29 protein-coding genes are annotated in these 25,145 nt (G+C 68.6%); 13 read left to right on the plus strand and 16 right to left on the minus strand.

Annotated features, from left to right (window positions below; genetic code table 11):
• Window positions 1-2: 2 nt before the first annotated feature.
• Window positions 3-383, minus strand: coding sequence for a DUF7522 family protein (locus DEQ67_RS05030; protein WP_004043954.1), 381 nt, complete (start codon window positions 381-383; stop codon window positions 3-5).
• Window positions 384-472: 89 nt separating this feature from the next.
• On the opposite strand from DEQ67_RS05030, the gene DEQ67_RS05035 reads away from it, so the two are divergent.
• Entirely contained in the window at window positions 473-1,930 is a 1,458-nt protein-coding gene (locus DEQ67_RS05035; RefSeq protein ID WP_004064103.1) for a DHH family phosphoesterase, read from the plus strand.
• Window positions 1,931-1,973: 43 nt separating this feature from the next.
• Window positions 1,974-2,756, plus strand: a complete 783-nt coding sequence (locus DEQ67_RS05040) for a CBS domain-containing protein (protein ID WP_004064102.1) — start codon at window positions 1,974-1,976, stop codon at window positions 2,754-2,756.
• Between the two features lie 7 nt (window positions 2,757-2,763).
• Here DEQ67_RS05040 and DEQ67_RS05045 read toward each other — a convergent pair whose 3' ends face one another.
• Together DEQ67_RS05045 and DEQ67_RS05050 are read right to left on the minus strand one after the other, a co-directional pair.
• The gene (locus tag DEQ67_RS05045) at window positions 2,764-2,991 is read right to left on the minus strand and encodes a DUF7543 family protein (RefSeq protein ID WP_004043951.1); all 228 of its coding nucleotides are present in this window, start codon (window positions 2,989-2,991) and stop codon (window positions 2,764-2,766) included.
• Between the two features lie 30 nt (window positions 2,992-3,021).
• Entirely contained in the window at window positions 3,022-3,192 is a 171-nt protein-coding gene (locus DEQ67_RS05050) for a hypothetical protein (protein WP_004043950.1), read from the minus strand.
• Window positions 3,193-3,293: 101 nt separating this feature from the next.
• Here DEQ67_RS05050 and DEQ67_RS05055 point away from each other — a divergent pair, with 101 nt between their 5' ends.
• Window positions 3,294-4,607 carry an MFS transporter gene (locus DEQ67_RS05055; RefSeq protein WP_006600508.1) on the plus strand — a complete coding sequence of 438 codons (1,314 nt, stop codon included), beginning with the start codon at window positions 3,294-3,296 and terminating at the stop codon, window positions 4,605-4,607.
• 55 nt (window positions 4,608-4,662) lie between these two features.
• Here DEQ67_RS05055 and DEQ67_RS05060 read toward each other — a convergent pair whose 3' ends face one another.
• Window positions 4,663-5,700, minus strand: coding sequence for a DUF7544 domain-containing protein (locus tag DEQ67_RS05060; protein ID WP_115860165.1), 1,038 nt, complete (start codon window positions 5,698-5,700; stop codon window positions 4,663-4,665).
• A gap of 174 nt (window positions 5,701-5,874) precedes the next feature.
• Between DEQ67_RS05060 and DEQ67_RS05065 the strand changes: the two genes are divergently transcribed.
• From DEQ67_RS05065 to DEQ67_RS05075, 3 genes are all read left to right on the plus strand, one after another.
• Window positions 5,875-6,978 (plus strand): hemolysin family protein, encoded by a 1,104-nt coding sequence (locus tag DEQ67_RS05065; RefSeq protein WP_115802364.1) that lies wholly within the window; start codon window positions 5,875-5,877, stop codon window positions 6,976-6,978.
• A 95-nt stretch (window positions 6,979-7,073) separates the two neighbouring features.
• Complete coding sequence (locus DEQ67_RS05070) at window positions 7,074-8,180, plus strand: M24 family metallopeptidase (protein WP_115860163.1); 1,107 nt, start codon at window positions 7,074-7,076, stop codon at window positions 8,178-8,180.
• Window positions 8,181-8,237: 57 nt separating this feature from the next.
• Window positions 8,238-8,426 carry a hypothetical protein gene (locus tag DEQ67_RS05075; protein ID WP_004064092.1) on the plus strand — a complete coding sequence of 63 codons (189 nt, stop codon included), beginning with the start codon at window positions 8,238-8,240 and terminating at the stop codon, window positions 8,424-8,426.
• Window positions 8,427-8,477: 51 nt separating this feature from the next.
• Here DEQ67_RS05075 and DEQ67_RS05080 read toward each other — a convergent pair whose 3' ends face one another.
• Together DEQ67_RS05080 and DEQ67_RS05085 are read right to left on the minus strand one after the other, a co-directional pair.
• The gene (locus tag DEQ67_RS05080; protein WP_004043944.1) at window positions 8,478-9,614 is read right to left on the minus strand and encodes a phosphotransacetylase family protein; all 1,137 of its coding nucleotides are present in this window, start codon (window positions 9,612-9,614) and stop codon (window positions 8,478-8,480) included.
• Window positions 9,615-9,640: 26 nt separating this feature from the next.
• Window positions 9,641-11,734 (minus strand): acetate--CoA ligase family protein, encoded by a 2,094-nt coding sequence (locus DEQ67_RS05085; protein ID WP_115891315.1) that lies wholly within the window; start codon window positions 11,732-11,734, stop codon window positions 9,641-9,643.
• A 207-nt stretch (window positions 11,735-11,941) separates the two neighbouring features.
• Here DEQ67_RS05085 and DEQ67_RS05090 point away from each other — a divergent pair, with 207 nt between their 5' ends.
• The 3 genes from DEQ67_RS05090 to DEQ67_RS05100 all read left to right on the plus strand — a co-directional run bounded on the left by DEQ67_RS05090 (window position 11,942) and on the right by DEQ67_RS05100 (window position 14,126).
• Window positions 11,942-12,202 (plus strand): hypothetical protein, encoded by a 261-nt coding sequence (locus DEQ67_RS05090; protein WP_004064088.1) that lies wholly within the window; start codon window positions 11,942-11,944, stop codon window positions 12,200-12,202.
• A gap of 210 nt (window positions 12,203-12,412) precedes the next feature.
• Window positions 12,413-13,165, plus strand: a complete 753-nt coding sequence (locus tag DEQ67_RS05095) for a mechanosensitive ion channel family protein (protein WP_004043941.1) — start codon at window positions 12,413-12,415, stop codon at window positions 13,163-13,165.
• 163 nt (window positions 13,166-13,328) lie between these two features.
• Window positions 13,329-14,126: a ZIP family metal transporter gene (locus tag DEQ67_RS05100; protein WP_115802368.1), complete on the plus strand. Its 798-nt coding sequence runs from the start codon at window positions 13,329-13,331 to the stop codon at window positions 14,124-14,126.
• A gap of 95 nt (window positions 14,127-14,221) precedes the next feature.
• On the opposite strand, the gene DEQ67_RS05105 is transcribed toward DEQ67_RS05100, so the two are convergent.
• From DEQ67_RS05105 to DEQ67_RS05115, 3 genes are all read right to left on the minus strand, one after another.
• Entirely contained in the window at window positions 14,222-14,506 is a 285-nt protein-coding gene (locus tag DEQ67_RS05105; protein WP_006600505.1) for a DUF7545 family protein, read from the minus strand.
• A gap of 135 nt (window positions 14,507-14,641) precedes the next feature.
• A complete protein-coding gene (locus tag DEQ67_RS05110; RefSeq protein ID WP_006600504.1) occupies window positions 14,642-15,397 on the minus strand; it encodes an ABC transporter permease in 756 nt (251 codons plus the stop codon).
• Entirely contained in the window at window positions 15,394-16,347 is a 954-nt protein-coding gene (locus DEQ67_RS05115) for an ABC transporter ATP-binding protein (RefSeq protein WP_006600503.1), read from the minus strand. Before DEQ67_RS05115 ends, DEQ67_RS05110 begins: the two co-directional genes overlap by 4 nt.
• Before the next feature lie 141 nt (window positions 16,348-16,488).
• On the opposite strand from DEQ67_RS05115, the gene DEQ67_RS05120 reads away from it, so the two are divergent.
• Window positions 16,489-17,880, plus strand: coding sequence for a PQQ-dependent sugar dehydrogenase (locus DEQ67_RS05120; protein WP_115860159.1), 1,392 nt, complete (start codon window positions 16,489-16,491; stop codon window positions 17,878-17,880).
• Window positions 17,881-17,913: 33 nt separating this feature from the next.
• Here DEQ67_RS05120 and DEQ67_RS05125 read toward each other — a convergent pair whose 3' ends face one another.
• Entirely contained in the window at window positions 17,914-18,912 is a 999-nt protein-coding gene (locus DEQ67_RS05125) for a Gfo/Idh/MocA family protein (RefSeq protein ID WP_115860157.1), read from the minus strand.
• A gap of 79 nt (window positions 18,913-18,991) precedes the next feature.
• Here DEQ67_RS05125 and DEQ67_RS05130 point away from each other — a divergent pair, with 79 nt between their 5' ends.
• Window positions 18,992-19,213, plus strand: a complete 222-nt coding sequence (locus DEQ67_RS05130; RefSeq protein ID WP_115802373.1) for a hypothetical protein — start codon at window positions 18,992-18,994, stop codon at window positions 19,211-19,213.
• Between the two features lie 52 nt (window positions 19,214-19,265).
• Entirely contained in the window at window positions 19,266-20,288 is a 1,023-nt protein-coding gene (locus tag DEQ67_RS05135; RefSeq protein ID WP_115802374.1) for an aldo/keto reductase, read from the plus strand.
• A 55-nt stretch (window positions 20,289-20,343) separates the two neighbouring features.
• Here DEQ67_RS05135 and DEQ67_RS05140 read toward each other — a convergent pair whose 3' ends face one another.
• The 4 genes from DEQ67_RS05140 to DEQ67_RS05155 all read right to left on the minus strand — a co-directional run bounded on the left by DEQ67_RS05140 (window position 20,344) and on the right by DEQ67_RS05155 (window position 23,157).
• Window positions 20,344-20,748 (minus strand): metal-dependent hydrolase, encoded by a 405-nt coding sequence (locus tag DEQ67_RS05140; protein ID WP_115860155.1) that lies wholly within the window; start codon window positions 20,746-20,748, stop codon window positions 20,344-20,346.
• A gap of 12 nt (window positions 20,749-20,760) precedes the next feature.
• On the minus strand, window positions 20,761-20,994 hold the full coding sequence (locus tag DEQ67_RS05145; RefSeq protein ID WP_115802376.1) for a SelT/SelW/SelH family protein: 234 nt from the start codon (window positions 20,992-20,994) through the stop codon (window positions 20,761-20,763).
• Between the two features lie 72 nt (window positions 20,995-21,066).
• Window positions 21,067-21,723 carry a DUF7546 family protein gene (locus DEQ67_RS05150; RefSeq protein WP_115802377.1) on the minus strand — a complete coding sequence of 219 codons (657 nt, stop codon included), beginning with the start codon at window positions 21,721-21,723 and terminating at the stop codon, window positions 21,067-21,069.
• Between the two features lie 27 nt (window positions 21,724-21,750).
• Window positions 21,751-23,157 (minus strand): heme o synthase, encoded by a 1,407-nt coding sequence (locus DEQ67_RS05155; RefSeq protein ID WP_115802378.1) that lies wholly within the window; start codon window positions 23,155-23,157, stop codon window positions 21,751-21,753.
• 162 nt (window positions 23,158-23,319) lie between these two features.
• On the opposite strand from DEQ67_RS05155, the gene coxB reads away from it, so the two are divergent.
• Complete coding sequence (coxB, locus tag DEQ67_RS05160; RefSeq protein ID WP_004064062.1) at window positions 23,320-24,078, plus strand: cytochrome c oxidase subunit II; 759 nt, start codon at window positions 23,320-23,322, stop codon at window positions 24,076-24,078.
• 123 nt (window positions 24,079-24,201) lie between these two features.
• Here the strand turns inward: coxB and DEQ67_RS05165 are convergent, their stop codons facing one another.
• A complete protein-coding gene (locus DEQ67_RS05165; RefSeq protein ID WP_004064061.1) occupies window positions 24,202-24,630 on the minus strand; it encodes an adenylyltransferase/cytidyltransferase family protein in 429 nt (142 codons plus the stop codon).
• The gene (locus DEQ67_RS05170; protein ID WP_004064059.1) at window positions 24,627-25,112 is read right to left on the minus strand and encodes a Mov34/MPN/PAD-1 family protein; all 486 of its coding nucleotides are present in this window, start codon (window positions 25,110-25,112) and stop codon (window positions 24,627-24,629) included. The genes DEQ67_RS05165 and DEQ67_RS05170 overlap by 4 nt, the downstream gene beginning before the upstream one ends.
• Between the last annotated feature and the right edge of the window lie 33 nt (window positions 25,113-25,145).

Below are 25,145 nucleotides of genomic sequence, written 5' to 3' on the forward strand. Positions count from 1 at the left end.
TTTTATTCCCGCAGTAACTCGCCGAGCGCCGACGCCAACTCCTCGGAGCGCCTGAGCGTCAGGCCGTCGGTCGTGACGAACACGCCCTTGTCGTCTGCGGTCACCCGCGTCAGGTAGCCGTGGTCGAACGCGCGAACGGTGTAGCGGTAGTCACCGAGTTCGGAGCCGCGATAGGCGGTTCGGGCCTGAAACCCGTCGGTCTCGTGTTCGACGAATCCGGTGAGGTCGGCGTCGGCTTCGAGGTCGTTCCGGAGGTATATCTGCTCGCAGCGGTCGTGCGTGAAGTACGTCACGCTCCTGAGGTCGTCGCCGACGACGGTTCGACAGGTTCGGACGAACGACTCGGCTCGCGATTCGGGGAGCAGTTGCGTCTCGAGTTCCATCGTATATGTGTCATAGTATGCCATGACATAATATCATCGCCGGATGGGAGGACGGTAGGGTTTTGCGGCCGGAGTTCGACCGTCCGTGTATGGTACGTCGCCTGGTTCTCGGCTGCGGGTCGCTCGGTGGGGGCCTCGTCGGGCAACTCGCCGGCCGCGGCGGGACGGTGACGGTCGTCACCGACCGACAGGGCCGCGCCGAGGACCTCCGCTCGGACGGCATCGCCGCGCGAGAGGGCGACCCCGCGGACCCGTCGACCTACCCCGACGAGGTGGACCTCGTCGTCGTCGGCGGACAGTCGCCGCAGGGGAATCTCGACGCGGCGCGCGCGGCCCGCGACCACTATCCGGACGCGCCGCTCGTCGTCTACCTCGGCGACGACGCCGCCCCGTCGGTGCGCGCCGACATCTACGACCTCGCCGACGAGGTCATCGACCCGCGCCGAGTGGTCACAGAGCGCATCCTCGACGCCGTCGGCACGTCGCACACGGAGCGGCTGAACCGGCTGATGCGGGTCCTTCGGAACGTCGACGGCAGGCTCGCGGTCGTGATGCACGACAACCCCGACCCCGACGCCATCGCCGCGGCGCTGGCGCTCCAAGCCATCGCCGAGCGGGCGGGCGTCGACGCCGACGTGTGTTACTTCGGAGATATCTCTCACCAGGAGAACCGCGCGCTCGTGAACCTCCTCGAACTGGACCTCCGCGTCCTCGACGAGGTGCCCGCGGACGACGAGTACGCCGGCTTCGCGCTCGTCGACCACTCCCGGCCGGGCGTCAACGACCGCCTGCCGCCGGAGACGACCATCGACGTCGTCATCGACCACCACCCGCCGCGCGCGCCGGTCGAGGCGGCGTACGTCGACCTCAGACGCGGCGTCGGCGCGACGAGCACGCTGCTGGCTGAGTATCTCGAACGGCTCGGTATCGTCCCCGATACGACGGTGGCGACCGCGCTGTTGTTCGGGATTCAGGTCGACACCAACGACTTCACGCGGGAGGTGTCGACCGCCGACTTCGAGGCCGCCGCCTTCCTCATCCCGCACGTCGACGTGGACCTGCTCGAACGGGTCGAGACGCCGAGTCTGACCTCCGAGACGATGGAGACGCTCGCGCGCGCCGTCTCGAACCGCGACGTTCGGGGGAACGTCCTCACGACGAACGTCGGTGACATCCGCGAGCGGGACGCGCTCGCGCAGGCGGCCGACCACCTCCTCGGGATGGAGGGCGTCGAGGTGACGGTCGTCTACGGCCTGATGGACGGGACGGTCTACGTCTCCGGTCGCGCCCGCGGAGCGCGGGTCGACCTCGGTGAGGCGTTCCGGGAGGCGCTCGGCTCCATCGGGAGCGCCGGCGGCCACGCCGACATGGCGGGCGCACAGATTCCGCTCGGCATCCTCGACGACGTGGGCGACGACTCTCGGGAGTCGCTCGCGACCATCGTCACCGACATCGTCGCCGGACGGGTGTTCGAGACGCTCGAACACGCGACGCCGACGCCGAGTCTGGACACCGACGTGGCCTTCGAGTACCCGTTAGATGAGTGAGCGCCCACACGTTTTTGCCGACGGTGGCCCTATCAGGTGGGAGATGACTACTAAAGCGACCGTCAAGGAGTACATGACGCGCGAGGTCCAGACCGTCTCTCCGACCGACACGGTCGCGGACGTCGCCCAACGCATCGCGGAGAGCGACGGACACAACGGGTTCCCCGTCTGCGACGGACGCAAGGCCGAGGGCTTCGTCACGGCCCGCGATATCCTCCTGTCGGCGGACGACGCGCCCATCGAGACGGTGATGGCGACGGACCTCGTCGTCGCTCATCCCGAGATGGACGTGAACGACGCCGCCCGCGTCATCCTCCGGTCGGGCATCCAGAAACTCCCGGTGGTCGACGACGCGGGTAACCTCGTCGGCATCATCTCGAACACCGATGTCATCCGGAGCCAAATCGAGCGCGCGACGCCCGAGAAGGTGGGCAAACTCATGCGAACGCTCGAACAGATTCACGGCATCACGGTCCACCAAGAGCGCCGCACGGTCTCGCTTTCGGCCCTCATCCCCACGCAGGCCCGCGTCTACGCCGACGAACTCGACGGTCGCCGGTACGAACTCGAACGCGGCCTCGCCGAACCGCTCGTCGTCATCGACAACAACGGGACGCTGCTCCTCGCGGACGGCCACCACCGCGTCCTCGCGGCCGACCGCATCGGCATCGAGGAGATGGACGCCTACGTCATCGTCGTCGACGACCCCGTCGAACTCGGGATGCAGCGGACCGCCGAAAAGGAGGGCCTCAGTTCCATCTCGGACATCGACATCGTCGACTACGCCCGACACCCGCTTGTCGAGACGACCCGTCGACTCCAGTAGCCCGGCGTCAGCCGTCCACGTCGTACTCGGCTTTCCACGCGTCGACGGTCTCGCGCGCCTCGGCTTCCGACTCGAACCGCTCGCCCTCGTAGCCGCGGCCCTCGGCGGACTGGTAGAGCCGGTCGACTCTGACGTGCCACGCGTTCGGCCCGCGTCGGAGCCGAATGGTCGCGTGACCGTCGCTCCGCTCCCACTCCACGATGCGGTCGTCCCGACGGACTTCCGTCCAGCTCATGCCGGTGAGTGGCGGCGAAGCCCGAAGTGTCTACCCATCCACCGGCGTCGAGGCGTCGGCCATCGCCGCGGCCGCCGGGCGCGTCTCCGCACCGCACCCCGGACAGACCGCGTACCCGAGTCGGTCGTAGGGAACCTCCGGCGACGGGCGCTCCAGCCCACACTCCTCGCACGTGAAGTACGAGACCCATTCGAAGGACATACTGACACGCAGGCGTGTCAACGTATTAATTAATCACCGCTTACTGTCCGAGACGGACGGTATCGGTGTGGTTATTCCACGCCGCGCCAACGGAGGAGACGATGACAGTCGAGAACCCGCGGCGGGCGCTCGGGGTGGTGTTTCTCATCGTCTTCGTCGACCTCCTCGGGTTCGGTATCCTCATCCCGGTGATTCCGCTGTACGCCCTCTCGTTCGGCGCGACGGAGTTCGTCGGGAGCCTGCTCATCGCCTCCTACTCGGCGATGCAGTTCCTCGCCGCGCCGCTTTTGGGTCGCCTCTCGGACTCCCGCGGTCGGCGGCCCGTGCTGCTCCTGTCGCTCACGGGGAGCGTTCTGGCGTGGCTCCTGTTCGGCGTCGCCGGGTCGCTCGCGGTGTTGTTCGCCGCGCGGATGCTCGCGGGCGCGATGGGCGGCAACATCGCCACGGCGCAGGCGTACATCGCCGACATCACCGCCGCGGACGACCGGGCGAAGGGGCTCGGCCTCCTCGGGGCCGCCTTCGGCCTCGGCTTCGTGTTCGGCCCCGCGCTCGGCGGCTTCTTCGCCAGCGAATCGGTCATCGCGGCCGCGCGGGGCGTGTTGCCCGCGTTCGTCCCCGTCTCGGAGTTCTCGCTGCCGAGTTTCGCCGCCGCGGTCATCACCGGGACGAACCTCGTCGTCGCCTTTTTCGTCCTGCCCGAGTCGCGGCCGCCGGATGCGCACGAGACGCCGGCCTCGGCCGAGCCCCGCGAGTCTCGCGTCCAACAGCTCCTTTCGGCGCTCCGGTCGCCCGGACTGGGCACGCTCGTCGCCTCCTTTTTCCTCGTCTCCTTCGCCTTCTCGGCGCTCGAAAGCCAGTTCATCTTCCTCACCAACGACCAGTACGGCTACGGCGCGACCGAGAACGCGGTGCTTCTCACCTACGTCGGCGTCGTCCTCGCGGTCGTCCAGGGCGGCCTCGTCGGCCCGCTCACCGACCGCTTCGGGGAGTACCGACTGGCGGTCGGCGGCGCGGCGATTCAGGTGCTCACGCTCGCGGCCGTCCCCTTCTCACCGCAACTGGGCGCGTTCGTCCCCGACCTCGGTGCGCTCTTGCCTGTCGGTCCCGTCCTCCCGGCGGGCGTGCTCGCGTTGCTCGTCGTGATGACGCCGCTGTCGTTCGGCAACGCGCTCACGAACGTCTCTTTGAACACGCTCGTCTCCCGCTCGGCGACGGACGACGAGCAGGGCGGCGCGTTCGGTCTCACTCAGAGCGCCGGAAGCCTCGCTCGGACGTTCGGGCCGGCGCTGGCCGGCGGGCTCTACACCGGTGTCGCGTTCTGGACACCGTTCGTCGTCGGCGGCGCGCTGATGGTTCCGATTCTCGTGCTCCTCGGACGGCTGGACCGCGAGGCGGTCACGTCGACGGCGGGGTGAAAAAAAGGAACCCGGGTCGGCGGGCGGGCCAAGTCGGTGAGCGAGTCTTCGATTCTCAGGCGGGCGTCGGGCCGTCCGGGGCCGACGAGTCGTCGTCGGACCGGAACTGCGAGACGAGGTCGAGCGAGTCGTCGGCGCTGCCGAGCAAGAACAGCGAGTAGTACCGGAAGTACGTCACGACGGGCATCTGGACGACCGCGCCGACCGCGATGGTCGCGAGGACGAACAGCACGCCGAGCGCGCCGAAGACGACCAGGCCGACCGTCGAGAACAGCGCGACGTTCGCGGCGTTGAGCGCGAGGAACGCCGCGCCGCCGACGATGGCGAAGGGGATGGCGACGACGAGCACGGCGAGGAGCGCCGCGATGCCGACAGCGATGCTCGCGAGGATGCCGAGGATGAACCGGACGATGACGTACAGGCCGAACTCGGAGAGTTCGGCGCGGAACACCGGCACGACCCGTCCCCACGACGACAGGAGCGCGCGGTCTTCGGCTATCATCGTCGGGACGACGAAGTCGGTCGTCAACTGCATGACGATGGCGACGACGAGCAGTAGCGCGATGGCGAGGAAGACGAGCGGGATGGCGAGGAGGCCAACCGCGGGCGTGACCGCGACGGAACCGAGAAGCACCGCCGCGATCGGGAGCAGGATGACCGCGAGGACGGCGACGAACAGCCCGGCCTGAAAGCCGAACAGCCTGACGCCGAGCCAGAAGCGCTCGCGGAACGGCTTGCGGATGCGCACGTCTTTCGTGACGACGGCGTCCACGAGGACGAACTGCATCACGGAGCCGACGAACATCCACACGAGCCAGAGGACGATACCGACCGCCACGAGCGCGATGACCGCGGCGAAGACGTTTTCGGGCGTCACGAACCCGGGGAGCGAATCGGTCGGGATGTCGGTCGAGCCGCCTCCGGTGGGGGTGGTCGTGCCGGTGTTGCTTCCGGCACCGCCGCTCCCGCCGAGACCACCGACGAAGAGGGCGATGAATGCGAGGCGCGCCCATCGACCCGCGTCGAACGGGAGGAGGAGCGACGTCGTGGCGTCACGAGCGTCGTCGAGGGCGTCGATTGCTTTCCAACTCATGGCCGACAATGCGACGCCCCGCGAGATAAAGCTGTTCGAGCGCTAAGGTGTCTCTCGCACGCCGGTCGCGTCTACCGCCCGGAAGCGCCACCCATCGGCGTCGTCCGCGGGGCGTTCACACCGCGGGGCCGAGCCGACACCCTCAGGGGAGTCCGGTTCGAACGCTCGCGGTACATGGTAGGTGTCGAAACCGCGCTTCGCCTCGGCGGCGGTCTGGTGTTGTTGCTCGCGAACGCCTTCTTCGTCGTCTCCGAGTTCGCGATGACGCGCGTCCCGCAGTTCGACGAGTCCGCTTTCGAGGGCTCCCGCGGGCTCGAACTCGCGTGGGAGATGACGGAGCGACTCGAAGTGTATCTCTCGGGCTGTCAGGTCGGGATTACCATCGCCAGCGTCGGCCTCGGCGTCGTCGCTGAACCCGCGGTCGCGGCCACGTTCGACGCGGTCCTCGGCGGCGGCGGGGCGGCGGGCTCCCACACGTCGCTTTCGGTCGGGCTGGCGCTCGTCGTCATCAACCTCTCGCACGTCGTCCTCGGCGAGCAGGTGCCGACGTACCTCGGCGTCGAGCGCTCCCGCACGGTGGCGAAGTACACCGCGCCCGTCCTCTACGGCTGGACGAAGCTGATGTACCCGGTCATCGTCGTCGCCGACTGGCTGGCGAAACGCCTGCTGTCGCTCGTCGGCGTCGAGATAACCCGCTCGTGGCAGGAAGCCGAACTCGACGACGAGGACGGCGACGGCTCCGCGGGTGAGGGCACCCGGCTCACGCGCGGCGAGGTCCGCAGCCAGATGGGGGACGTGCTCTCACAGGGTTCGCTCCCCGAGGACCGCCGCGAGGAAGTGCTCAACGCGCTCCGAATCGGTGAGTTGCCCGTCCGCGACGTGATGGTCCCCGCCGACCACGTCGTCGCGCTCTCGGCCGACGCGACCACCGACGAGAGCCTCGAACGCGTCCGGTCGAACCCCCAGCACTCGCGGTTCCCGCTCGTCGGGGACTCGCTGGACGACGTGCGGGGCGTCGTCTACGCGCCGACGGTGCTCTCGAACATCGACCGCCTCCAGTCGGGCGACCGCCGCCTCGACGACATCGCCGCGCCCCCGCTTTCGGTCCCCTCGGACCTCTCGGTCAGCGACCTCATCGACCGCTTTCAGGAGGAGAATCAGGAACTCGCCATGGTCCGCGACCCCGAAAGCGGCTCCGTGGTCGGCCTCGTGACCGCCTCCGACGCCTTCGAATCCATCACCGGCCAGCTCTACGACCCGCTGGACCTCGGGGCGTAGGACGCCCGCGGACCGGGGTGGGCCGGCCGGTGGTCCGCGACCCGCCGCGCTCGCGGACCGCCCACGCTTTTCCCCCGGCGCTCGTATCGACTCGCATGACGCCCTTCGAACGACGGACCCGCGCCTGTCAGGAGCGACTGACCGACGTGGACGCCGACGCGACCGTGCTGTTCCCCAGCCGAAACCTGCTGTACCTCTCGGGCTTCGACGAGGAACCCGCAGAGCGCCACCTGCTTCTGTTCGTCCCTCGCGAGGGCGCGCCGGCGTTCCTCGTCCCCGACCTCTACGAGACGCAGGTCCGCGCCGAGTCGTGGGTCGCTGACGTGCGAACGTGGAGCGACGACGACGACCCGCGGGACGCCCTCGCGGACATCGTCTCGGACCTCGGCCTCGCCGGCGGCCGCGTCCTCGTCGACGACACGATGTGGGCGCGCTTCTCGCAGGACCTCCGGGCGGCGCTCCCCGACGCCGACTTCGGCCTCGCGAGCGAGGTCGTCGCGCCGCTGCGCGCGCGGAAGGACGACGCCGAACTCGACGCGCTCCGCCGCGCCGGGGCGACCGTCGACCGCGCGGTCGAGCGCGTCCGCGACATGGGCGCGGACGCCGTCGGCATGACCGAGAACGAACTCGCCGCGGAAATCGAGCGCCACCTCGCGGACGAGGGCGGCGAGGGGATTCCCTTCGGCCCGCTCGTCGGGTCAGGTCCCAACGGCGCGATGCCCCACCACAGCCACGGCGACCGCGTCATCGAGTCGGGCGACCCGGTCGTCCTCGACTTCGGGACCGTCGTCGACCACTACCCGAGCGACCAGACCCGAACCGTCGTCTTCGCCGGCGAACCGCCCGCGGAGTTCGCTGAGGTCCACGGCGTCGTACAGGCCGCCCGGACCGCCGCCGTCGAGACCGTCGAACCGGGCGTCGCCGCCGGCGACGTCGACCGCGCGGCCCGCGAGGTCATCGAGGAGGCGGGCTACGGCGACCGATTCATCCACCGGACCGGCCACGGCGTCGGTCTCGACGTACACGAGGAGCCGTACATCGTCGCCGGGAGCGACCGCGAACTCGAAGTCGGGAACGTCTTCAGCGTCGAACCGGGCGTCTATCTCCCCGACGAGTTCGGCGTCCGAATCGAGGACCTCGTCGTCGTCACCGACGACGGCGCGGAACTCCTGAACGACACCGACCGCGGCTGGCGCTGCTGACCGGCCACCGGTAACGTGACCTGGAACTATTAACTTCCTGACCACCGTAGCGGGCGTATGGTCTCCCGACAGACGCTCGTCGTCACCGGGTTCGTCCTCGCCGCCCTCCCCGCCGCCTATCTCGTCGAGCTAGCCACCGGACAGTTCGTCCTCTCGTTTTTCGCGCTCCTCGGCGTCGGCGTCGGCGCGCCGTCGCTCGTCAACGACTACCTCGATAGTCGCGAGCGCGACGAAAACGGGGTCTGAGTCCGAATCCCGAAAAAATCAGTACCGTAGTCGATACCGACGCGTTGGCCGTTACTCGTCGTCTTCGTCGGCGGCCGCGTCGTCAGTCGCACCGTCGTCAGCCGCGCCGCCGTCGCCGGACGGCTCGACGTTGCCGATGATGGCGTCGATGTCGGCGTGTTCGTACAGCAGGTCGCGCATCCGGTTGACCGTGCGCTCGTCGCGGGTGCGGCCCGTGCTGACGATGTCCTCGGCGCGGTCGGTCACGGAGAGCGTGTCGCCGTTGACGAGGAGCACCGGGACGCCTTTCTCTTCGGCCTTGCCGATGACGGCCCCGACGGGTCGGTGGCCGCCGGTGAGGATGATGCATTTGACGCCGGGGGCTTCGAGCGCGGCGCGCTGGATGTTCGCGCGGTCGCCGCCGGTGATGACCGCGGCGTTCTTCGTGCGGCGGAAGTAGCGGAGCGCCGCGTCGCCGCCCATCGCGCCGACGAGGAAGCGCTCGACGAAGGCGTCGGTCGGCGCGTCGGTCGCGAGGTCCGCGCCGAGTTCGTTGGCGAGTTCCTCGACAGTGACGCCCGCGAGGTCCTTTTCGGTCGGGACGACGCCGAGGACGGGAACGCCGCGGGCTTCGAGGAACGGCGCGACCTCGGTTTCGAGTTCGTCGTAGGCGGAATCGCTCACGCGGTTGAAGACGACGCCCGCGAGGCGGTCGGGGCCGATGTCTTCGACCGCCGCGACCACGTCGTCGAGGTCGCTCGGGTGCTGGTAGTCGGCGACGAGGACGACTTCGGCGTCGAGGAGGTCCGCCACGTCGCCGTCGGTGAGGTCCACGATGCCGCCGGTGCGGTAGGAGCCGCCGCCCTCGACGAGCATCAGGTCCTTGCCGGCCGAGATGTCCTCGAAGTGGTGGGAGATGACCTCCGAAAGCTCCTCGGCGTTCTCCTTGCCGCGGACCGCGCCCTGGATGAACGTCGGGGAGTAGACGACGGGTTCGAGCTGGTGCATCTCCGCGTCGATGTCGAGCAGTTCGCGGGCGAGCATCGGGTCCTCGTCGAGCGTCTTGCCGGTGCTGGACTGGAGGCGGGTGCCCTTGGGCTTCATGTAGCCCACGTCCAGTCCGCGCTCCGTGGCGAGGACGCCGAGTGCGAGCGTGATTGCGGTCTTCCCGGTGCTTTCTCCGGTCGAGGTGACGAGTACCGTGTTCATTGTTGAGTGATAGGGTGGTGAAGTGTTTAAAGTTCGTCCGGGTCGACGGTGAGTCGAACGTCGACGGCCTTCACGCCGTCCGGCAGCGCGACGAGCGGGTTGATGTCGAGTTCGAGGATGGCCGGGAAGTCGGTGACGAGCTGGGAGAGTCGCTGGATGGTCTCCGTGATACCGCCGATGTCCACCGGGTCGTTACCGCGGGCACCGCGGAGCATCGGCGCGGCGTCGATTTCCTTCGTCATGTCTTCCGCTTCCGTCTCGGAGACGGGCGCGACGCGGAACGTCGTGTCCTCGAGGATTTCCACGAAGATGCCGCCGAGGCCGAACATCATGAGCGGGCCGAACTGCGGGTCGCGGTTCATGCCGACGATGGTCTCGACGCCGTCGTCGAGGTTCACCATCTCTTGGACCTGCACGCCGAGGATGTTGGCGTCGGGCTGGTAGTTCTTCGCGCGGGTGATGAGGTCCTCGTAGGCGTCGTAGACGTCCTCGTTTTCGACGCCGACCTTGACGCCGCCGATGTCGGACTTGTGGAGGATGTCCGGGCTGACGATTTTCATCACGACGTTGCCGTCGATGTCCTCCGCGACTTCGAGCGCGTCGGCGGGGTCGTCGACGATGTCGCCGGCCGGCGTCTCGATGCCGTAGGCGTCGAGCAGTTCCATCGCTTCGACGCCGAGGCGAGTCTCGTCGCGGTCCTTGACCGTTTCGAGGATTTCCCGGGCGCGCTCGCGGTCCACGTCGAACTCGGTGGGCGCGTCGTACTCGCGCTGGCGGATGTCGGCGTACTCCGAGAGCGCTTCGAGGCCGTCGACGGCGCGCGAGGGGTCGAAGTAGTTCGGGATGCCGGCGTCTTTCATCACGTCGGAGGCGGCATCGACGCGCTCGCCGCCCATGAAGCAGGCGGCGATGGGTTTGTCGTACTCCTGTTGGAGTTCGACGGTGTCGGCGGCGAGTTGGTTGTAGTCGAGGACGGCCGTCGGACAGGTCAAGACGAGCGCCATGCCGACGTTGTCGTCGGCGAGCGCCACGTCGAGGGCCTCCTTGAACCGGGCGTTGTCGGCGTCACCGACGATGTCGACCGGGTTGTAGATGTTCCCCTCGGCGGGGAGCGACTCGGAGAACGCTTCGAGCGTCTCGTCGGTGAAGTCGGCCATCTGGAGTTCCGACTCGCCGATGGCGTCGGTCGTCATGACGCCGGGGCCGCCGGCGTTCGTGATGACGGCCACGTCCTTGTTCTCGGGGAGCGGCTGGTCGCCCAGCACGCGGGCGGTGTCGAACAGGTGCTGGACGGAGTCCGCGCGGATGACGCCCGCCTGTTCGAGGCCGGCCTCGTAGGCGGCGTCGGAGCCGGCGATGGTGCCGGTGTGCGAGGAGGCTGCCTGCGCGCCGGCGTCGGTCTTGCCGGACTTGACGAGGACGATGGGCGTGTCCTTCGTCACGTCGCGGGCGGAGTCGATGAACTCGCGACCCGCCGAGATGCCTTCGAGGTAGCCGATGATGACCTCGGTGTCGGGGTCGTCGTTCCACGCCTCGATGAAGTCGGCCTCGTCGAGGACGGCCTTGTTACCCAAAGAGACGATGTCCTTGAAGCCGATGTCCTCGTCGTTAGCCCAGTCGATGACGGCCGTGATGAACGCGCCCGACTGGCTCATGAAGGACATGTTGCCGTCGAGGGCCATGTCGGGGCCGAACGTCGCGTTCATGCCCACGTCCGTGTTCATGATGCCCAGACTGTTCGGGCCGACGACGTTGAGGTCGTACTCCTCCGCGATGTCGCGGAGTTCCTGCTCGCGGGCGGCACCCTCGCTGCCCGTCTCGCCGAAGCCGGCGGTGATGACGACCACGTTCTGGATGTCCGCCTCCCCGGCGGACTTCATCGCCGGCAGGACGACCTTCGGAGGGACGACGATGACCGCGAGGTCGGCGTCCGTCTCGCCGACGTCGCCGTAGCACTGGAGGCCGAACAGTTCGTCGTACTTGGGGTTGACCGGAACGACCTCACCGTCGAACTCGTCGATGAGGTTGTCCATGATTGCCCGCCCGATTGCTCCTTCGCGCTCGGTCGCACCGACCACCGCGATTCGGTTCGGCGCGAACAATTCGGATAGCTCTCCCATTGGTTGTTGATTCCCGTCATTGACTGATAAACTCGGTGGTGTGGGCGCTCTCACGGCCTTTGGTGGCACGATACAGTAGCGCAATTAATCGGGAGGGTTCGTGATTTATACCACAGAATTGGGCCGAATACGCTCGTCAAGTGGGGGGTATCGACGCCGGCCCGTGGCGGCCAAACATATAACTCCGTTGCCTGAAAACGACGGGCCATGTCCCCACCACCGGACGACACGCCACTCCACCGGACCGCGGGCGCGAAAGTCGCCGTCGCGGTGTTCCTCGCGCTGACGCTCGCCTACGCGCTTCTCATCGCCCAGCAAGTCCTCGCGTGGGTGTTTCTCGTCGTCATCGTCGTCGTCATCTGGTACGCCGCCAGACTCGTCGTCGCCATGGAGGAAATCGCGACGCAGCTCGGCCGTCTCGCCGACGAACGCACCGGTTCTCGCGGCCGGGGCGACGAATCAAGCTGAGATTAAATCACGGCCGACGCGCTCGAACCAGAGACCGTCTCGCCCGCGAGTCGGCCGGTCGAGAAATCAAAGATCAACCGATAGAATCGCCAGTTCGTCCGTTTTCCCCGAGTATCGGAGAAACCGGAGGGTTCCGATTACGAGATGGTTTTATTCACGGTTCTTGTATTCTTAACTAACTTCGGGGAGCGCGACGTTCCACCCGCAACAATGTACCCGTTACAAGTCACGCTGACCGAGTCCATCGCAGAGTTGACCAACGCCGTGCTCGCGTTCGTCCCGCGGCTCGTGGGCGCGCTGTTGATTCTCATCGTCGGCTGGTTCATCGGCAGCATCGCGGCCCGGCTCATCACGCGGGTCGCCGACCGCGTCGAAGTCGACAAGGCCGTGTTGGCGACGCCCGTCGGGAAGATTCTCGGCGGGACCGAAAAGGCCGTCTCGGGCGCGTTCGGGACGCTCGGCAAGTGGTTCGTCTACGCTATCGCCGTGCTCGCGGCCGCCGACGTGCTCGCGGTCGACCTGTTTTCCGAATGGGTCTCGACCGCGGCGTCGTACGCGCCGTCGTTCGTGGCCGGCCTGCTCGTCATCGTCCTCGGATTCGTCGTCGCCGACTTCATCGGTGACGCCATCACCCGGACCCGCGCGGCGACCGAGACGCCGTACACGAGCGTCTTCGCGGTCGGCACCCGGATGTTCCTCTACTTCACCGCCGTCGTCATCGGTCTGAGCACGATGGGCATCGACGTGGCCATCCTGTTCACCATCGCGCAGGCGTTCGCGTGGGGCATCGCCGCGGCCCTCGCCATCGGCGTCGGCGGCGCGGTCGCCTTCGGCGCGCGCGACTACGTCTCGGCCAACGTCGAGCGCTGGATGGGGTCGGCCCGCTCCGTCGCGGCCACCCCCGTCTCCCCGATGGGCGGCGACACCGACTCACCCGAGGGCGCGTCGCCGGCCGACGACTGACCGCAGAGTCCCGATATATCAGAATATCTATCTCATCTTCCTGTCGGAGTTTTTGGCCCATCTAAACTGTCTGAGGCTTGCTACCCGCAACTCAAATATTTAGGCGAGCCAAAAATATCTGGTATATGATAATACTTATCGGCGCCGAGTGGCTACGTTCGGTATGGACCAGTTTGCCGCTCTCACGTTCGTCTTTCTCGCGGGGCTCGTCACGGCCATCGCGACCGGGGTCGGCGCGATTCCGTTCTTCTTCGTCTCGGACGTGAGCGACCGCTGGAACGTGGCGCTGTGGGGCGTCGCCTCGGGCATCATGGTGTCGGCGTCGCTGTTCGGCCTCGTCTTCGAGGGACTCGCGAACGGGACGCCGCTCCAACTCGGCATCGGAATGCTCGCCGGCGTCGCGCTCGTCCTCGTCGCCCACCACGTCATCGAGGGCGCGGAGGTCAACCCCAAGCAGTACGAGGAGGCCGACTTCCGCAAACTGCTGTTGATTCTCGGCATCCTCACCGTCCACAGCTTTCCCGAGGGCGTCGCCGTCGGCGTCTCGTTTGCCGACCTCGGCCTCGACGGCGGCTTCCAGCTGTTCGGCTTCGTCGTCCCGCTGCTCGCGGTGTTCATGACTATCGCCATCTCGATTCACAACGTCCCCGAGGGGCTGGCCATCTCCATCCCGCTGCGGTCGATGAACGTCTCGAACTGGAAGCTCGTCTGGTGGGCCATCTTCTCCAGTCTGCCCCAGCCCATCGGCGCGGTCATCGCGTTCTACTTCGTCCGCATCGCCCGGGAGTTCCTCCCGTTCGGCTTCGGCTTCGCGGCGGGCGCGATGGTGTTTCTCGTCCTCACGGAGTTCATCCCCGAGGCGCTCGAACTCGGAAAGCGCCTCCCGCGCGGCGGCCGGGTCGAACTGCTCGCCGGCCTCGTCGCCGGCTTCGCCGTCATGGTCCCGCTGGCGTTCATCTGAGCGCGGCGGACCCGCCACGACGGCCCAGACGCGTGGCTCTCGCTTTCGACTCGGAACGACAGAGAAAACTGTGAACCGCGAGCCGCGAACGCGGCTTAGTGCGAGTGACCGAGCGCGTCCGACAGCGGAACGCCGAAGCGCTCCTCGAACAGCTCTTCCATCTGTTCGTTGATTTCAGCGATGTCGGCCGGCGCGCCGCCCTCGCTGTGGTGCGCGACGACGTGTGCCTGCTGTGCGAACGCCTGCACGACCACGTCGGCGACGACGTCGGTCGGGTCTTCGCCCTGCTCCGCGAAGATGTCGACGAGGCCCGCGGGGAGTTCCAGCGCTTCGGTGTCTCCGCCCGGTCCCTCGATGGTGTACGTCTCAGTTTCGACCATGCCACCACGTGGGGTCGGCCGCGGGTTAAGGCTTGAGTTTGCGGGCGCGCCGGACGCCCTCGGGGAGCGCTCCGAGCACACCCGTGAGCCACGGTTGCCGCGCTGCGCGTCGCGGCGCGGTCGCGCGTCTCCGCCTCAGTCGGTCCGCGGAATCGCAACCGTCCCCGCCGCGAAGAAGACGACCGCGAGGGCCGCGAGAACCGCGAGGTTGGTGAGCCAGTCGCCGCCGCCGTAGGTGAGCGCCCGGACGCCGCGGGCGAAGTACGTGAGCGGCGAGAGATTCAGCGCGGGGACGAACCACGCCGGGAGCAGGTCGGGCGTCACGAACGTCTCCGAGAGGAACAACAGGGGCAGCGCGATGGCGTTGCTCGCGGCGATGACGCCGTCCTGCGAGTCCGCGACGCTCCCGATGACGGCCCCGAGGCCGCAAAACAGCGTCACGCCGAGCGCGACGAAGGGGACGATTGCGAGCGTCGCGGGCGTCAGCGGAATCGACGCGCCCGTCACGAGCGCCGACAGCGCGAGGAGCAACAGCGCCGCGAGGCCGATGACGACGACGTTGACGAGCGAGTGCGCGAGGAGCCACTCAGCGCGCGACAGCGGCGTCGTCGCCAGCTTCTCGAAGCGACTCCCCTCGCGGTGGCGCGCGATGGTGCTGCCGACCCGCGACAGCGGGGTGAACAGCACGACGACCGCGAGGTAGCCGGCGATGTAGTACTCCTTCGGCTCGGCGAACAGGCCGCCGCCGGTCGGCTGGGTCTGCACGAGCGCCCCGAAGATGACGACGATGATGGCGGGGAAGAAGAACGTGAAGAAGACCGCCGTCCGCCGCCGGAGGAACGAGTGCCACGAGGCGACGAACTCCGAGCGGACGCGGGCGGCGAGGCTCATCTGTCACCTCCGACCGCGGCGGCCGCGGCGGGACGGGCCGCCTCGAACTGCTCGCCGGTCAAAGAGAGGTAGACCTCTTCGAGGCCGGGCTGTTTCCAGACGAGCGACTCGTAGACGACGCCCGCGTCGTCGAAGGCGGCGACCACGTCGCCGATGTCGCGCGGGCCGACGCCGTGGACGGTGATGCCGTCGCCCGACACCGTCGCGTCGAGCGCGGCCGGGAGCGACACCGAGCCGAGGGCCGCGTCGGCATCGGCGTCGCCGTCGGTTCGGACGACGAGGCGGCTCTCGCCGCCGTACTCGGTGACGAGGGCGTCCGGCTGGCCGACCGTGACGAGTTCGCCCGCGTTGAGCAGGCCCACGCGGTCGGCGAGGCGCTCTATCTCCGCCATGGAGTGGCTGGTGAGAAACACCGTCGTCCCGCCGGCGGCGAGGTCTTCGACGAGTCCCCACAGCGACCGGCGGCCCGCCGGGTCGATGCCGGTGGTCGGCTCGTCCAAGAACAGCACGTCGGGGTCGTTGACGAGCGTCAGCGCGATGCAGGCGCGGCGCTGTTGGCCGCCCGAGAGGTTCTCGTACCACGTGTCGGCGGCGTCTGCGAGGCCGACCTCGTCGAGCACCGCGTCGGGGTCGCGGGCGTCGTCGTACAGCCCCGCGTAGTAGGCCACGAGTTCGCGGGCGGTGAGCCGACCCGCGGGCCGGAACTCCTGCGGGAGGACGCCGAGGCGCTGGCGGTCCACCTCGGTCGGGTCGCGTCCGAGGATGGCCGCCGACCCCGAGTCAACCGCGGTCGTGCCCGTGAGGGCGCGAACCAGCGTCGTCTTCCCCGCGCCGTTCGGACCGATGAGGCCGAAGACCTCCCCCGCGGCGACCGACAGGGAGACGCCCGAGAGCGCCTCCACGTCGCCGTAGGACTTCCTGAGGCCGTCGGCGGCGAGTACCTCGTCCATGTCGTACCCGTCGTCACTATCGGGTGGTAAGAGATTCGGAATCGCCGCTCGATTCGAGTCGCGGGGCCGGCGGACGAGCGCGGGGCCCTAACCGACCCGACCGCAGCAAGCCTTACTCCGCTCGCGCTGTACTACGTTGACATGAACGGGTCCCGACGCGAGTTCCTCGCCGCGACCGGCGCGGCTCTCTTGGGCGGCTTCGCGGGCTGTGCGAGCGCACCGACCGACGACGCCGGAGCGACGACCGACAGCGACGCGACGACCGGCGAGACCGACGGCTCGACCGCGACCGCAGATTCCGGGGGCGGCGGCTCGCTCGCGGGCCTCGAAGTCGCCTACGAGACGGTGGCGACCGGGTTCGCCTCGCCGGTCGACGTGGCCATCCCCGAGGCGTTCGGCGGGAGCCGACGGTTCGTCGTCGACCAGCCCGGTCGAATCTGGTTGCACGACGACTCTGGACTGCGAAGCGAATCGTATCTCGACATCACCGACCGCGTCGTCGACGTCGGCGGCTACGACGAGCGCGGCTTCCTCGGCGTCGCTTTCCACCCCGAGTTCTCCGACAACGGGCGGCTCTACCTCCGGTACAGCGCCCCGCGGCGACCGGGAACGCCCTCCGACGACAGCCACACGTTCGTCTTGAGCGAACTGACGGTCGACCCCGAAGCGACGACCGTCTCGGCCGACGCCGAGCGGACGCTGCTCGAACTCCCGCAACCCCAGTCGAACCACAACGCCGGAGCCGTCGCGTTCGGCCCGGACGGCTATCTCTACGTCGCCACGGGCGACGGCGGCGGCGCGAACGACGAGGGGCGCGGCCACGTCGACGACTGGTACGACGCCGTGCCGGGCGGCAACGGACAGGACGTGACCGAGAACCTCCTCGGGAGCGTCCTCCGCATCGACGTGGACTCGACCGGCGGCGTCTCGGGCGACGACGACCGGCCCTACGGAATCCCCGAGGATAACCCGCTCGTCGGCTCCGACGGCCGCGACGAGCAGTACGCGTGGGGGTTCAGAAACCCGTGGCGGCTCTCGTTCGACGGCGAGGACTGCTACGTCGCCGACGTGGGACAGGGCGCGTGGGAGGAGGTGAACCTCTTGGAGCGCGGCGGCAACTACGGCTGGAACGTCCGCGAGGGCGCACACTGCTTTCGCGCGGGCAACTGCCCGACCGAGACGCCCGACGGCGCGCCGCTCATCGACCCGGTGCTGGAGTACCCCCACAGCGGCGACGGGCCGTCCGGGGTGGCCGTCATCGGCGGCCACGTCTACCGCGGCGAGGCGATTCCGGACCTCTCGGGCGCGTACGTCTTCGCCGACTGGCAGTCCGAGGGCAGACTGTTCGCCGCCCGCCCGAGCGAGTCGCGCCCGTGGGACATCGCGGAGCTACCCGTGACGGACCGCGACGACGGCGGGACGAACGTCCTCGCGTTCGGCCGCGACCCCGACGGCGAACTGTACGTCTGCACCAGCGACCGAGGGGTCGTGACCGGGTCGTCGGGCGCGCTGAACCGGCTGTCCGGGGTGTGACGGCCCGAGTCGAGAACTCAAATCACACTCTGCTCAGGCGTCGCCGTCGACGTTGACCCGCCTGCCGGTCGTCGCTGACTCGTAGGCCGCCTCGGTCAGCGCGGTCACCCGCAGGGCGTCCTCGGCCGGGATGGCGAGGTCGGCTTCGTCGCGCGCGGCGTCCACGAAGTTCCGGAGCTTCTTCCGGGTCAGCTCCTCGAAGTCGGGCGTCGGCGGCGCGGCGGTGTAGGTCGTTCCGCTCTCCGTCACCTCGATGGTCTCGCCGTCGAAGGCGACCATCCCCTCGGTTCCGATGACGCGGAGCGACTCGCCCGGCTCGGGGACGCTCTGTCCGTCGCCGGAGACGCCCACGCTCGCGGTGAGGCGGTCGCCGTCGCGGTCGAGGACGACCGCGAGCGCCGAGTTCACGTCCACGTCGTGGCCGCGGTGGTCGACCGCCGCGGCGACCGTCACCGGCTTCGAGCGCGTCACCCAGAGCATCGCGTCGAGGAGGTGCGACCCCGAGTCGTACAGTTGGCCGCCGCCCGACAGCGACGGGTCGCCGCGCCACTCGTCTTTCGTCCAGCGAATCCACTCCTGTTCGAGGTGGCAGACCACCATGTGCGGGTCGCCGATGCGGCCGCTGTCGACGACGCGCCGGAGTTCGTGGAACCGCGGGTCGAAGTGGCGCTGGTAGCCGACCGCGAGGGTGAGGCCGCGGTCCTCGGCGCGGTCGATGAGCGCCCGCGCGCCGCCGAGGTCGGTCACCATCGGTTTTTCGAGGTGGACGTGGAGGTCGGCGTCGAGCGCGTCGAGCGCCTGGTCGAAGTGCTCGGTGTGCGGCGAGGCGATGGTCACCGCGTCGAGGAACTCGGCGTCCAGCAGTTCCGCGGCCGTCTCGTAGGTCGGCACGTCGAACTCGCCTCCGAACCGCTCGCGCACCTCGTCGTCGGGGTCGACGCCGGCGACGACGCGCACTCCCTCCAGTTCGTTGAGGAGGCGACACTCCAGCATCCCGAGGCTTCCGAGGCCGATACCTGCGACTCTGAACATGGTGTATCAGTCGCGCGGAAGCCGCAAAAGCGTGCGGGCGAGTCGCAAGGGGTTCCCGGGTGGCTCGTGTGGGTCGGCCGTGAACGACGCAGTCCGCCAGCGGTTCGCCGTCGTGCTCGCGTTGGTCGGTGTGGCGCTCCACGTGACTGCCCTCGCCGCGAATCCGTCGCAGGGATTCGTCACCGAGGGATTCGCGGTTCTGTTGCTCGCGCTCGCGGTCGGCGGCGCACCGGTCGCGCGCGACCTGCTCGCGGCGGACGTGGCCCCCGCCGAATCGCCCGACGCCGACGAACAACGCTGAACCGCTCGCCGCTACTCACACGCTTTAGTCGCCGGCCGTCGTGGGGTCTCCCATGAGCCTCGACTATCGACGACTCGGGTCGACCGGCACCCGCGTCTCGGAACTGTGCTTCGGCACGTGGCGATTCGGTCGAAAGAGTAGCGGCGTCTTGGAGACCGACGAGGAGGAAGCCCACGAACTCCTCGACGCGTTCGAGGAGCGCGGCGGGAACTTCATCGACACCGCCAACGTCTACGGGAATCCGAACGGGACCTCCGAGGAGTACATCGGCAACTGGCTGGCCGAGCGCGACCGCGAGGACTACGTGCTCGCCTCGAAGGTGTACTTCCCGTTCGACGAGGACAACCCCAACGGGCGCGGCCTCTCGCGGACCCACATCCGCAACCAAATCGAGGGCACGCTCGACCGACTCGACACCGACTACCTCGACCTCTACTACATCCACCGCTGGGACGAGGAGACGCCCATCGAGGAGACGCTCCGGACGCTCAACGGCCTCGTCGAGGAGGGGAAAGTCAACTACCTCGGCGCATCCACGATGGCCTCGTGGCAACTCACGAAGGCGCTGTGGAAGTCCGACGTCAACGACTACGCCCGGTTCGACGTGACGCAGCCGCTGTTCCACGCCGGCTACTACGAGGACGTGAAAGACTACCTCGACGTGTGCGGCGACCAGGACATCGCGGTCTGTCCGTACTCGCCGCTCGCGGGCGGCTTCCTCACGGGCAAATACGAGCGCGCCGACCCCGACGACCCGACCGAGTACGTCGCGCCCGACGGCGCGCGCGGCTCGTTCGACGAGCGTTTCGACCGGTTCTACGTCTCCGAGCGCGGCTGGAAGGTGCTCGACGAGATTCGCGCCGTCGCCGACGAGGTCGACGCCAGCCCCGCGCAGGTCGCGCTCCGCTGGCTGATGGACTACCCCGAGGCGACGGTCGTCCCCATCGTCGGCGCGCGAACGACCGACCAGCTCGACGAGAACGTCGGCGCGGCCGACGTGGACATCTCGACCGACCAGTGGGAGCGCATCATGAACGCCCGCTACGACGAAGACGGCCGGCGCTGGGGCCACTGAGCGGCCGCCGGCGACTGCGGGCGGTTACGGGCGGCTCGACCGATGCCTGCTTTTTTCACGCGATGCCGAGGTCTCGGAGGAAGTCGCAGACGACGTGGACGTAGAGCACGACCGCGAGGAACGCCGCGAGCGAGCCGAGTCCCGAGAGCGCGAGCGCGCCGACCGCGACGCCGCCGGCGAGGTGGTGGCTCAGGAGGCGTTTGCGGTCGAACTCGGTGTCGAACTCCTCGAACACTCGCTCTTGGTCGAGGAGGCCGACCCGCGGGTTCGTCACCGCGAGCCGCAGGTTCGCCCAGTCGCCGCGCTGGACGCGGGCGATGACGAAGTGGTCGAGGTCGACGAAGACGCTCGCGAACACCGCGCCGGCGACGAGAAGCGGCAGGCTCCCCGGCGGGTCCACGGCGACCGCGGCGACCGCCCCGGCGACCGCGCCGACGGCGGCGTGTTCGAGTGACTTCACGGGTCGCCCCGCTCAGCCGACGTGCGGGCGGACCCGCCGGAGCACGAGGTCCGGGTCGAACTCGTCTTCCGACTTGTCCCAGACGCGCTCGCCGTCGACGATGACGGTGAGGACGCCGTGGTCGCCCGTGACGAGCGCCACGCGGTCGAGTCGGTCGCCGAACTGTTCGAGCAGCGCGTGCTGGAGCGTCTCGGCGCGGTCGAGGAAGCCGCAGGGGACGCAGTATTCGATTTCGACCTGGGTCATACGCGGACGTTCACGGCGCGCGGGTAAAAGCGAGGGGGCGGGTCGTGAGTGTGCCCGCGGGAGCGACCCCGCCTACTTCCCGAAGCCGGGGCGCCACCGGAGGAGCACCACGGTGACGAGGAAGACCAGCGTCGAGAGGTCGTACGAGAGCGTCGTCACGGTCGCCGCGACCGCGGTTCCGCTGCCGAAGACGCTCGTGGCGACCGACGCGAGGACGGGCCACGAACACGAGACGCAGGAGAACAGGCCGACGACGCCGGAGACGGCCGCGCCCGCCGCCTCGACGACCGTGTCGTAGACGAGGAACGCGAGCGCCGCGTAGCCGACCACCCGCGCCGGCATGAGTACGAGGTTGAACAGGTCGCCGCCGTAGACGAGCGCCGGGCCCCATCCCGGCGGGAGGAAGGCGACGCGGACGCCGCTCGCGCCGCCGGGCACGGGCGAGGTGACGAGGCCGCCGGCGACCGCGAGGAGCGCGAAGTAGCCGACAGCGACGGCGGCCGCCTTGCGCTTCGTCGCGGTCGAGGCGGGTGCCACGTCGGTGTCGAACAGGACCCAGAGGCCGACGATGACCCACGCGACGCCGTAGACGGCGTAGCGCGGCGCGCCGACGCTCGCCTCGGTGAAAAGCAGGTAGACGAACGCCAGAATCAGCGTCGTGTTCACGGCGAAGGCGGCGCGGAGCAGACTGGCCCGCGAGGGGCGGGGAAGTGCGGATGCGGTTGCCATGTGTGTGGGTGGTGTCGCAGGCGGTTCTCAGATGGCGAGCGTGTCGACGACGATGGCGAGCAGCAACATCCCGAGGTAGGCGTTCGAGGCGTGGAACGCCCGGAAGGCGGCGGTGTCGTCGCGCTCGTAGTGCAGGCGCACGACGAAGTAGAGGAACGCGCCGCCGAAGAGGATGCTCGTCACGAGGTAGACGACTCCGAGGGCGTCCATGACCGCGAGGCCGGCGGCGGCGACGAGCGTCGCGCCGAGCCACCAGAGGATGTGCTTTCGCGTCTCGGTCTCGCCGCGGACGACGGGCATCATCGGGAAGCCGCCGCGGGCGTAGTCGTCCTTGTAGGCCAGCGCGAGGTTGTAGAAGTGCGCGGGCGTCCACATGAAGATGACCACGGCGAGGACGACGCCGCCGAGGCCGACGTCGCCGGTGACGGCGACCCAGCCGATGAGCGCCGGAAGCGCGCCGGCCGCGCCGCCGATGACGGTGTTCTGGACCGTGTTGGGCTTCAGGATGAGCGTGTAGACGACGCTATAAAAGGCGATGGCGACGACGCCGAGGACGGCCGCGAGCCAGTTGACGGACGCGAACAGCGCCACCGACGCGACCGTCAGGAGCAGACCGAACGCGACCGCGTTGCGGACGGGCACGAGGTCGACCGCGAGCGGCCGGTCGCTGGTCCGTTGCATCCGGCGGTCCACGTCGCGTTCGAGGACGTGGTTGAACGTGCCGGACGCGCCGATAGAGAGGACGCCGCCGCCGAGGGTCGCCGCGATGACTTCGGGCGTGAGGCCGGGCGAGACGGTGCCGGCGAGCGCCATCGCCGCCGACGCGACGAGACAGAGGAGCCACATCAGCCGCGGCTTCATGAGCCGGAAGTACGCGTTGACCGTCGCCTTCGCGCGGGCGACCGGGTCGGTCGGGACGGGCGGCCGCTCGCCGTCGTCGGCCGGGGGGCTCATCGACGGGGTGCCGACCGGCGCGTCGTCGGGGTCGCCGGTGGCCGCTTCGAGCGTCCACGCGAGGGCGGCGACGAGGCCGCCGAAGATGACCATCCCGAGGACCAAGTGGAGCGTCGAGAGGGCGGGGCCGACGCCGACGGTGGCGACGACCGCGCCGAGGCCGGCCTGCGCGGGATAGAGCACGGCCGACGCAGTGACGGTCGCTCGCACCCGGCGAGACGTGTCGGCCCGCCACGCCGAGACGAGCGTGGCGACCGTGAGGAGGCCGACGAGGACGGCCGCGACGCGGTGGCCGAGGGCGACCCAGCCGTTGAGCGTCGCGGGGAGCGAAAAGCCGTCGCCGCACGCGGGCCACGCGCTGCACGCGGCGGTCGCGTCCGTGAGCGCGGTCGTCGCGCCGACGATGAGCAGGAGATAGACGCCCATCGCGGTCGCCGCGAGCAGGCCGTGGAACGTGTTCGAATCGCGATTCGTGGCCACGAAATTCACCTACGGACGTGTTGGACCGTCCCGTATTTAGGACCCGCGCTTTTCCGCCTCGCGTTCGGGCGTCGCTCCCCGTGATATGAGGGGGAGGGGTTGATAAACGGCGGGCCGAGAGTCGGTACGCATTTATGCGGTTGTTCCTAAGTCTCGCTCAGCATGAGAAAGACGCGTTTCGCGCTCGCGTCCCTGCTCGCGACGGCCGCGATGGCGCTCGTTGCCACCCCCGCCGCCGCGCAGGCGTCTGCCACGTCGGAACTCATCAACCAGCTGAACGGGGAGCTGCTGTACGTCGCTATCCCGATCACCGTGCTGGTGGAGGTCATCCTCCTCTACACCGTCATCAAGTTCCGCAACAGCGAGCGCGCACTGCCGACCAAGGAGAACCGCCGGCTCGAAATCACGTGGACCATCGCGACAGCGATTATCCTGCTTTTCGTCGGCGTCGCCTCCTACGGCGTGCTGGCCAACGAGAACGTCACGCACCAGGGCAACGACATCGCCATGGACGACGACCCGGTCGTCGTCACGGCGGAGGCCTACCAGTGGGGCTGGAACATGTACTACCCCGAGGAGGGTAACTTCTCGTCCGGCAACGAGATTGTCATCCCCAAGGACCGCCCGGTCTACTTCCAGGTCACCTCAACGGACGTGATACATGGATTCCACGTCCCCGAACTCGCGCTCAAGCAGGACGCGATGCCGGGTTCGACGAACACCATCAAGACCGTCGCCTACGAGGAAGGCACCTACCAGGGCTACTGTACCGAGTACTGCGGCGTCGCGCACTCCCAGATGTACTTCACCGTCGATGTCGTCTCGCAGGACGAGTACCAGAACTGGCTCGACGAACAGCAGTCGGCCAACAGCGAGTCGTCCGGCTCCTCGAACTCTACCGCGACGAACTCCACGCAGTAACGCTTCCTCCCTTCTGTTTCGACGCTCCACCCGAGTGACGACGCTCGCGCTCGTCGCGGTCGGTCGTCGGAGAACTCGTCGCGGGCCGCAGTGCAGTCGGCTATCGTCCGGACGAACGGCGACTCAACAGCGTCGCTCGACGATGCGGTCGATGATGCGACCCGTCGAGAGCAGTTCGTCGTCGTGGCGGAGCTCCCGGGGCGTCGCGCGCGTGACCTCGCAGTCGATGCCGCGGGCGTCGAGGGCGGCTTTGATTCCGTCCTCGTCGTGGTGTTGGTCGTAGCCGAGGACGATAACGTCGGGGTCGATTTCCTCGATGGGGACGAAGATGTCCTCGGCGTGGCCGAGATGCGCCTCGTCGACCACGTCGAGCGCGGCGACCATGTCGCGGCGCTGGCGGCCGTCGAGTATCGGTTTCGGCTTGTGCGTCACGTTCTCGCCGCGGGCGATGATGACGTGGAGTTCGTCGCCGAGCGACGCGGCGTCCGAGAGGTAGTGGACGTGGCCGGGGTGGAGGATGTCGAAGGTGCCCTGCGCGATGACCCGTCTCATCGGTCCAACTCCGCGTCGATGTCGTCCTGCGTGAAGTCGAAGAACGATTCGGGGTCGGGGAGGTCTGCGTCGAGCACGTCGAGGTCGCGGACCTCGCCGGACTGGTCGAACGCCTCCCAGTCGTCGGGGCCGTACGGCGAGCCGATGATGATGTGGACTCGGCCGCTCCCGAACGTGTCGAGGTCGGCGTCGCTCGGGCGGAGGACGCCGTTCGGGTGCGAGTGAATCGACCCGACGGCGCGGAAGTCGTTCGGCACGAGGTCGTTCCTGACGGTCGCGCTGTACGGGTCCGAGACCGTCCCCGGGATGATGAGCACGTCCGTCACGACGTAGCCGTCGCGGTCGACGCCGACCCGTCGGGCCTCCTCGCCGCGGAGGAGTCCCATGTACTCGTTCGGATGCGTCTCCGCAGAGGCTTCGAGCGCGAAGTCGAGGGCGTCGGCCGCGATGCCGACGACCTCCCGCGACCGGAAGAGTCGCATACCGAACCGTCCGCGGGCGCTCCATCTAAGGGT

It is taken from the genome of Haloferax sp. Atlit-48N, from assembly GCF_003383015.2.
GTDB classification, from domain to species: Archaea; Halobacteriota; Halobacteria; order Halobacteriales; family Haloferacaceae; genus Haloferax; species Haloferax volcanii.

What these genes read in the sequence shown, in the direction of transcription:
- DEQ67_RS05030 (WP_004043954.1), bottom strand. Translation starts at nt 383, where the DNA reads ATGGAACTCGAGACGCAACTGCTCCCCGAATCGCGAGCCGAGTCGTTC.
- DEQ67_RS05035 (WP_004064103.1), top strand. Translation starts at nt 473, where the DNA reads ATGGTACGTCGCCTGGTTCTCGGCTGCGGGTCGCTCGGTGGGGGCCTC.
- DEQ67_RS05040 (WP_004064102.1), top strand. Translation starts at nt 1,974, where the DNA reads ATGACTACTAAAGCGACCGTCAAGGAGTACATGACGCGCGAGGTCCAG.
- DEQ67_RS05045 (WP_004043951.1), bottom strand. Translation starts at nt 2,991, where the DNA reads ATGAGCTGGACGGAAGTCCGTCGGGACGACCGCATCGTGGAGTGGGAG.
- DEQ67_RS05050 (WP_004043950.1), bottom strand. Translation starts at nt 3,192, where the DNA reads ATGTCCTTCGAATGGGTCTCGTACTTCACGTGCGAGGAGTGTGGGCTG.
- DEQ67_RS05055 (WP_006600508.1), top strand. Translation starts at nt 3,294, where the DNA reads ATGACAGTCGAGAACCCGCGGCGGGCGCTCGGGGTGGTGTTTCTCATC.
- DEQ67_RS05060 (WP_115860165.1), bottom strand. Translation starts at nt 5,700, where the DNA reads ATGAGTTGGAAAGCAATCGACGCCCTCGACGACGCTCGTGACGCCACG.
- DEQ67_RS05065 (WP_115802364.1), top strand. Translation starts at nt 5,875, where the DNA reads ATGGTAGGTGTCGAAACCGCGCTTCGCCTCGGCGGCGGTCTGGTGTTG.
- DEQ67_RS05070 (WP_115860163.1), top strand. Translation starts at nt 7,074, where the DNA reads ATGACGCCCTTCGAACGACGGACCCGCGCCTGTCAGGAGCGACTGACC.
- DEQ67_RS05075 (WP_004064092.1), top strand. Translation starts at nt 8,238, where the DNA reads ATGGTCTCCCGACAGACGCTCGTCGTCACCGGGTTCGTCCTCGCCGCC.
- DEQ67_RS05080 (WP_004043944.1), bottom strand. Translation starts at nt 9,614, where the DNA reads ATGAACACGGTACTCGTCACCTCGACCGGAGAAAGCACCGGGAAGACC.
- DEQ67_RS05085 (WP_115891315.1), bottom strand. Translation starts at nt 11,734, where the DNA reads ATGGGAGAGCTATCCGAATTGTTCGCGCCGAACCGAATCGCGGTGGTC.
- DEQ67_RS05090 (WP_004064088.1), top strand. Translation starts at nt 11,942, where the DNA reads ATGTCCCCACCACCGGACGACACGCCACTCCACCGGACCGCGGGCGCG.
- DEQ67_RS05095 (WP_004043941.1), top strand. Translation starts at nt 12,413, where the DNA reads ATGTACCCGTTACAAGTCACGCTGACCGAGTCCATCGCAGAGTTGACC.
- DEQ67_RS05100 (WP_115802368.1), top strand. Translation starts at nt 13,329, where the DNA reads ATGGACCAGTTTGCCGCTCTCACGTTCGTCTTTCTCGCGGGGCTCGTC.
- DEQ67_RS05105 (WP_006600505.1), bottom strand. Translation starts at nt 14,506, where the DNA reads ATGGTCGAAACTGAGACGTACACCATCGAGGGACCGGGCGGAGACACC.
- DEQ67_RS05110 (WP_006600504.1), bottom strand. Translation starts at nt 15,397, where the DNA reads ATGAGCCTCGCCGCCCGCGTCCGCTCGGAGTTCGTCGCCTCGTGGCAC.
- DEQ67_RS05115 (WP_006600503.1), bottom strand. Translation starts at nt 16,347, where the DNA reads ATGGACGAGGTACTCGCCGCCGACGGCCTCAGGAAGTCCTACGGCGAC.
- DEQ67_RS05120 (WP_115860159.1), top strand. Translation starts at nt 16,489, where the DNA reads ATGAACGGGTCCCGACGCGAGTTCCTCGCCGCGACCGGCGCGGCTCTC.
- DEQ67_RS05125 (WP_115860157.1), bottom strand. Translation starts at nt 18,912, where the DNA reads ATGTTCAGAGTCGCAGGTATCGGCCTCGGAAGCCTCGGGATGCTGGAG.
- DEQ67_RS05135 (WP_115802374.1), top strand. Translation starts at nt 19,266, where the DNA reads ATGAGCCTCGACTATCGACGACTCGGGTCGACCGGCACCCGCGTCTCG.
- DEQ67_RS05145 (WP_115802376.1), bottom strand. Translation starts at nt 20,994, where the DNA reads ATGACCCAGGTCGAAATCGAATACTGCGTCCCCTGCGGCTTCCTCGAC.
- DEQ67_RS05150 (WP_115802377.1), bottom strand. Translation starts at nt 21,723, where the DNA reads ATGGCAACCGCATCCGCACTTCCCCGCCCCTCGCGGGCCAGTCTGCTC.
- coxB (WP_004064062.1), top strand. Translation starts at nt 23,320, where the DNA reads ATGAGAAAGACGCGTTTCGCGCTCGCGTCCCTGCTCGCGACGGCCGCG.
- DEQ67_RS05165 (WP_004064061.1), bottom strand. Translation starts at nt 24,630, where the DNA reads ATGAGACGGGTCATCGCGCAGGGCACCTTCGACATCCTCCACCCCGGC.
- DEQ67_RS05170 (WP_004064059.1), bottom strand. Translation starts at nt 25,112, where the DNA reads ATGCGACTCTTCCGGTCGCGGGAGGTCGTCGGCATCGCGGCCGACGCC.